This window comes from Nostoc sp. UIC 10630 (assembly GCF_010747425.1).
GTDB lineage: Bacteria > Cyanobacteriota > Cyanobacteriia > Cyanobacteriales > Nostocaceae > Nostoc.
Map to the genome: position 1 here is coordinate 1 of NZ_JAAGOG010000328.1, position 5,517 is coordinate 5,517.

6 protein-coding genes and 1 pseudogene are annotated in these 5,517 nt (G+C 40.3%); 5 read left to right on the plus strand and 2 right to left on the minus strand.

Annotation, left to right across the window (positions count from 1 at the left end; genetic code table 11):
* Positions 1–33: 33 nt before the first annotated feature.
* The 5 genes from G1O98_RS36425 to G1O98_RS36440 all read left to right on the plus strand — a co-directional run bounded on the left by G1O98_RS36425 (position 34) and on the right by G1O98_RS36440 (position 4,162).
* The gene (locus G1O98_RS36425) at positions 34–177 is read left to right on the plus strand and encodes a hypothetical protein (protein WP_163939088.1); all 144 of its coding nucleotides are present in this window, start codon (positions 34–36) and stop codon (positions 175–177) included.
* Positions 178–480: 303 nt separating this feature from the next.
* Positions 481–1,944 (plus strand): FAD-binding protein, encoded by a 1,464-nt coding sequence (locus G1O98_RS36430; RefSeq protein ID WP_163939091.1) that lies wholly within the window; start codon positions 481–483, stop codon positions 1,942–1,944.
* A 350-nt stretch (positions 1,945–2,294) separates the two neighbouring features.
* A complete protein-coding gene (locus G1O98_RS41000) occupies positions 2,295–2,429 on the plus strand; it encodes a hypothetical protein (protein WP_275941821.1) in 135 nt (44 codons plus the stop codon).
* Between the two features lie 564 nt (positions 2,430–2,993).
* Positions 2,994–3,326 carry a putative quinol monooxygenase gene (locus tag G1O98_RS36435; RefSeq protein ID WP_163939093.1) on the plus strand — a complete coding sequence of 111 codons (333 nt, stop codon included), beginning with the start codon at positions 2,994–2,996 and terminating at the stop codon, positions 3,324–3,326.
* Between the two features lie 374 nt (positions 3,327–3,700).
* A complete protein-coding gene (locus G1O98_RS36440) occupies positions 3,701–4,162 on the plus strand; it encodes a DUF3598 family protein (protein WP_163939094.1) in 462 nt (153 codons plus the stop codon).
* A 286-nt stretch (positions 4,163–4,448) separates the two neighbouring features.
* Here G1O98_RS36440 and G1O98_RS36445 read toward each other — a convergent pair whose 3' ends face one another.
* Both G1O98_RS36445 and G1O98_RS36450 read right to left on the minus strand, forming a co-directional pair.
* The gene (locus G1O98_RS36445; protein WP_163939096.1) at positions 4,449–4,880 is read right to left on the minus strand and encodes an SDR family oxidoreductase; all 432 of its coding nucleotides are present in this window, start codon (positions 4,878–4,880) and stop codon (positions 4,449–4,451) included.
* A 22-nt stretch (positions 4,881–4,902) separates the two neighbouring features.
* Positions 4,903–5,517, minus strand: a pseudogene (locus G1O98_RS36450) (IS4 family transposase); the annotation flags it as partial.

Sequence of the window (5,517 nt, forward strand, 5' to 3'; positions counted from 1 at the left end):
GAGGAATCTCTACCCCTGGCTGTGGGGAGATAGGTGACAGGTGATACATCGACAGTAGTTTTAATTGCTGCTGATGTGGGCAATTGGAGCGATAAGTGGCGTGTTGGTGGGAAATCTGGTGCGAAGATTAGATTAGGGAAGTCCGATCGGTTAGAGCAAACATCTGCTATTTTCTAGAGTCTTATAAACAAGTGAAAAGAACTGAATCCATGTACTGATTTTCACTACGAGGAGCAATCGTTTCCCCGTTGCTTTCCTTTCCTTTCCTTCTTGTATTTTATGAGGGCGATTTTGACTCAGTAATAGTCTTAACAGTATTTAACCGTATTTCTCATTAAATGATTGTATATTTTTTATTTAATAGCTGTACCATAAAATCAAATTTTTCACTGAATAGAAATTTAACTTTAGTTAAGTAAATGCTAAAACTAGCAGTATATTTACTTAATTAGATAACGATTATAGTACCAAGTAAAAATTATGGGACAAAACACTTCACGTCGCTCAGTTTTACAAGGTTTGATTACCAGTGCAATTGTTATCGGGTTTGATTTAACTACTCGTTCCTGGGTAACATCTGCCAGTGCTACATCTGTTTTTGAAAGTTTACCTTCCTTAAATGGAGTACTTTACACTGATAATGGGACACTTACTGATGCCAGTATTGACTTTGGTAATATCGTGCATCGTCAACCGATAGCAGTACTTAAACCAGGCTCAATTGAGGATATTGTTCAAATTATTCAATTCGCTCGGACGAGAAAGCTCAAAGTTGCCCCGCGCGGTCAGGGTCACTCTACCTACGGTCAGTCACAAGTAGAAGCAGGCATTGTCATTGATTTAAGCACGCTCAACAAGATTCATTTCATTGGTACAGACCGAGCAATTGTTGATGCTGGAGTGTTATGGAGTCAGTTATTGCAACAAACGCTTGCTACAGGATTAACACCGCCCGTTCTCACTGATTATATTGAACTTTCTGTAGGCGGCACTTTATCAGTGGGGGGTATTGGTGGTGCAACTCACCGTTATGGTGTGCAAGTTGACAATGTTTTAGAACTGAAGGTAGTTACTGGTACTGGTGATCTCGAAACTTGTTCACTGTCGTACAATCGCAATCTATTTACAGCAGTACTAGCAGGGCTAGGTCAATGTGGAATTATTGTACAAGCAACTGTTAAGCTAATTCCCGCCACTACCAATGCCCGTGTGTTTCAGTTATATTATGACGATTTAGCTACCTTTACTCATGACCAACGCCAAATCATTTTTGATGAGCGCTTCAACTATGTAGAAGGTCAGTTAGTTTCTAATAATGCTGGTGGATGGCGTTATCTGCTAGAAGTGGCTAGCTTTTACAGCCCTCCCTTTGTACCTAATAATAGTTTGTTGCTTGCGGGGTTAAATTATACTCGCGGTACAGAACAAATAGAAGATAAAACTTATTTTGATTTTCTCAACCGTTTAGCTCCTACAGTTGCCTTTCTCAAATCGATTGGTGTTTGGTCAAATCCTCATCCTTGGTTAGATTTGTTTGTACCTAGTAGCGCAGTTAATGGTTTTGTTGGTGAAGTCGCTGCCAACTTAACACTAGCTGATACGGGCCTTGGTCCAATTCTGCTATATCCAGTCAAAACAAACCGTTTTCATCTACCCTTATTCCGGGTTCCTACAGAAGAAATTGTGTTTCTCTTTTCTATTTTGCGAACTGCAACACCACCAGAAGATGCTGTAGTTACACGGATGCTGGCTGATAATCGCAAACTATTTAAGCAAAACCGTGACTTGGGTGGTTACAAATATTCCGTAGATGCTATTCCCTTTGACAAAAAGGATTGGCAGCAGCATTTTGGTCAAGTTTGGGGAAATCTGGTAAGTGCAAAGCGACGTTACGATCCAGATAATTTACTAACACCAAGTCAGGGCATTTTCGCAAACTGTTAATTTAAGCTTTTCCTCTGGTGCGATGGCATACCGGCTAGCCAACTCTTGGAGACGCACTCGCGTTCGGCATCGTGCCCCATCAAATGGGAACCATATTATGTAATTGCGTTCCTGGGCACCATGAAATTATTGCATTTTCTCAAATCCAGACCAGTCATTATAGTTTTAGCAATTGCAGTAAACATCACTGGTATTGATGTACATTCTTCTAGTTCAAATGGCATCAACTTCGGATTTGGAAGAGGGTTCCACGGATGGGACCGCTATCGAAGATGGTAGGGGTGGGAAATTTTGTCAAAGAAAGTTTCTAGGCTAGAGAGTGATCGCAGTCGGGGATTTTCATAGTAGCAGTGTACTGCTTTGAAGCAAGCGATGCCTACGGCGGTAAACTACGCACCAAAGGCAATTTTTCCTCTAAGAATTATTTAGGGAGAGGCGATCGCTCTAGTAAAATCAAAAACTACCCACATCATGTAAGTGGATAACAAAAGAGATTGTATATATTTTATTACTTGCCGAACAGTTTATTAAGCACATCAGCTAGACGGTAGCCTGCCAAGCTCATCCGACGTTTTGCTATTGGTTTGGCGATATACCATGTGGCTAGCTTTATTCCAAGCAAAAGCCGGATACTACCACATCAGGATTGTTGATAATGTTGTCAATAAACAAAGTTTAGCGAAAGAATGTAACTTTAGCATAGAGTTCTTTGTTAGAAAATACAGAGTAAGCCATAGTCCCTACTATTAGTGTAAGGTTTTTATTTTGTTGACTGGGGTGCGATCGCTGCTTGTAACCTCTGCTGCAATCGAGTAATATCTGCCTTGAGCTTGTCGTAAAGCCTGCGGCATAGCTACGCTTAGAGCGCAACCTAAGAAGAGAAGGGTCGAAATGGGGGAAACTACGCTTTATTACTAACTATCTTTCGCTACATGGTGGTCACTCCAGTAGGCCTAACCTATTAACCTATTTTAAATTCCCCGAAGGGGTTGACTATCAACTGTTGGCTATGGACGACAGGACTAATAACTAATAATTACCATTGACTAATGACTAACCAAACCATTCATGTTGTAGCTCGTTTTGTGGCAATACCAGATAAAGTAGAAGAACTCAAAGCTTTATTATTGGGACTGATTGAATCAACGAAACTTGAAGCAGGTGTGATTAAATATGAACTTTTACAAAATCAATCAGATCCAACAGATTTTACTTTTGTAGAAGAATGGGAATCTGCGGCAGCACTGGATACTCATTTAACATCACCCTATCTGCAAGCTGCAATAGCCAAGCTAGAAGGATTAATAGCTGCGCCACTAGAAGATATCCGCCGTTATTCTATTTTGGCTGCGATACCTACTATCCAAGGAGTGGAATCTTGAAATGGTTGCACACAGTGCGTTGGTTCTTTAATTCTTCTCGCCAGGGCTTGAGGGCGATGCCCCGGCGGGTGGGTACGCTATAGCAAGGAGTGGATTTTCGGTATAGCAGGAGTGTACTGCTTTGTCACAAGCAATCGCTTTCTTGTTGCTTTCATTTCTCGAAAATAATTTTATCAGGGCGATGGCGTAACCGCCCAGCGTAGCTGATATACTCGATACTTGCTGCTTAGGAAGTATTAGGGTTAACTTTAATAGTATTTATGTACTATATAAGAAATTATAGAGAATAGCGACACCGAACAGCCCGTTGTAGACATCGCTTTCTAATGTATAAAGAAAAAAATAGGTAAATAAACTTTGTTTGTATGAGCAATATGTCCAAACAATTGAGTGATTTTCAGGTTTTCCCCAAACATGTTGGCACTTGGTCAGGTTACTGGATCAGAATGGATGCTAATGCTCAAGAAACAGAACGCTTTGAAGCAGAAATTACACAAAAGATAGTTGACAATCAATGGTTACAAACCAATACTTACCATTATGCCGATGGTAGAATTGTCACTAACAGTTTTGTTGGTAAGGTAATTAGTAATGATGAAATAGAAATAGAAGCAGTAGATGTTCCCACATGGTCAAATTTCACCACTATTGCGCGTGAACATGGAGATAGCATTATCATTTTTAATGTCTGGAATAGAGCGACAGGTCAATTACTGGCAACGGAAATGATTAATCTTGTGAATAACGATAATAAATGTCGCACTAGCCAAAGTTTTACAGAAGATGGGAAATTGAAAGGCTTAATGTTGATAGTTGAGAAGCGAATTTCTAGTTGAAAAGTTGATGACCATCGCTTCTCCTAGCAATACGCGATCGCAAAGCAACTACTAAAGTGCGATCGCACTCCCAATTTTGACTCGCTTGAATTCTGCACAGATGCCAGAGCGATACAAAAAGATTGGCTCGTCCTGCTTCATCACTTTTTTAACTAGACTTATTGGCATTTGTGGGGAAGAGGGGAATAGGAAAGGGGTAAAAGTATGGAATTTTCCCTTCCCCTTAACATGCAAACATGCACCTTAATATTTTGGCAAAAGTTAATTTTGCAAGATGTCTTTTGAACTAGGCAATCCCGATGCCGCCTGTTACACCATAAACTTCTCCGGTGATGTAGCTACCTTCTTGGGAAGCAAGCAACACATACACAGGAGCAATTTCTACAGGTTGCCCGGGTCTTCCGAGCGGAACTTCAGAACCAAATTTCTCGATCTTCTCCTGGGTCTGACCACCACTCGGCTGTAGCGGTGTCCAAAATGGGCCGGGTGCGACTGCATTAACGCGCACTCCCTTGTGGATCATCTGTTTGGCGAGAGATTTGCTAAAATTCTCAATGCCGGCTTTGGTCATCGCATAGTCAAGCAGACTTGCTGAAGGTTGATATGCCTGAATCGAAGTGGTGTTAATAGAAGTGGTGTTAATAATTGATGCTCCGGGTAAAAGATGTGGAATGGCAGCTTTAGTAATCCAAAATAGCGCGTAGAGGTTTGTCTTCATCCTTACGGGGCTACAACTTGGGCTAGGATGCAGATAAAATAAGCCTCATAGCCCTTTCTCCTTGTTGATAATACTTCCGCTTATTAGGAGATAGTATCATTAACTCAGCCACCAGTTCATAAGAATTTTCCATAAAATTGACCCAGTTAGCTCCATATAATCCAATATAAAAACTACTATGACGGCGAACTGTACGCCCCGATTCTTTAATTCGACCAACATATTTTTGAACACCCATGCATTTAATTTGTTGACCAGATATAGTTGCAGCAGTATAGGCAAGCGAGATTAATAATATTAGGGAAATTAGCCGTTGACCTGATACATTAGTATCTTCTAAATTATAACCACCACTTTTAAAATCTCTAAACATCTCTTCAATATCAAAACGTTGTTTATAAGCTCTAATAACTGAATTTAAATCATCTAAGTTGGTAAGAATAAACCAACCTTCCTCCGGCGCGACTCCCAAACGTTTACGTTTCCATTTAGCAGCAAGATTAAAGCTAACAAACCCTTGAGATTTTGTATATTTAATACCTTGGTAAAAGAAGGAAAGACCAGGTGCTAAACCTAAATCTCTTAATTGCAGCCAAATTTCCGGTTCTATTTCTATAAATGCATCTTTTTTTAAGCG

Coding starts and splice junctions, on each gene's coding strand:
- G1O98_RS36430 (WP_163939091.1), top strand. CDS start 481: ATGGGACAAAACACTTCACGTCGCTCAGTTTTACAAGGTTTGATTACC.
- G1O98_RS36435 (WP_163939093.1), top strand. CDS start 2,994: ATGACTAACCAAACCATTCATGTTGTAGCTCGTTTTGTGGCAATACCA.
- G1O98_RS36440 (WP_163939094.1), top strand. CDS start 3,701: ATGTCCAAACAATTGAGTGATTTTCAGGTTTTCCCCAAACATGTTGGC.
- G1O98_RS36445 (WP_163939096.1), bottom strand. CDS start 4,880: ATGAAGACAAACCTCTACGCGCTATTTTGGATTACTAAAGCTGCCATT.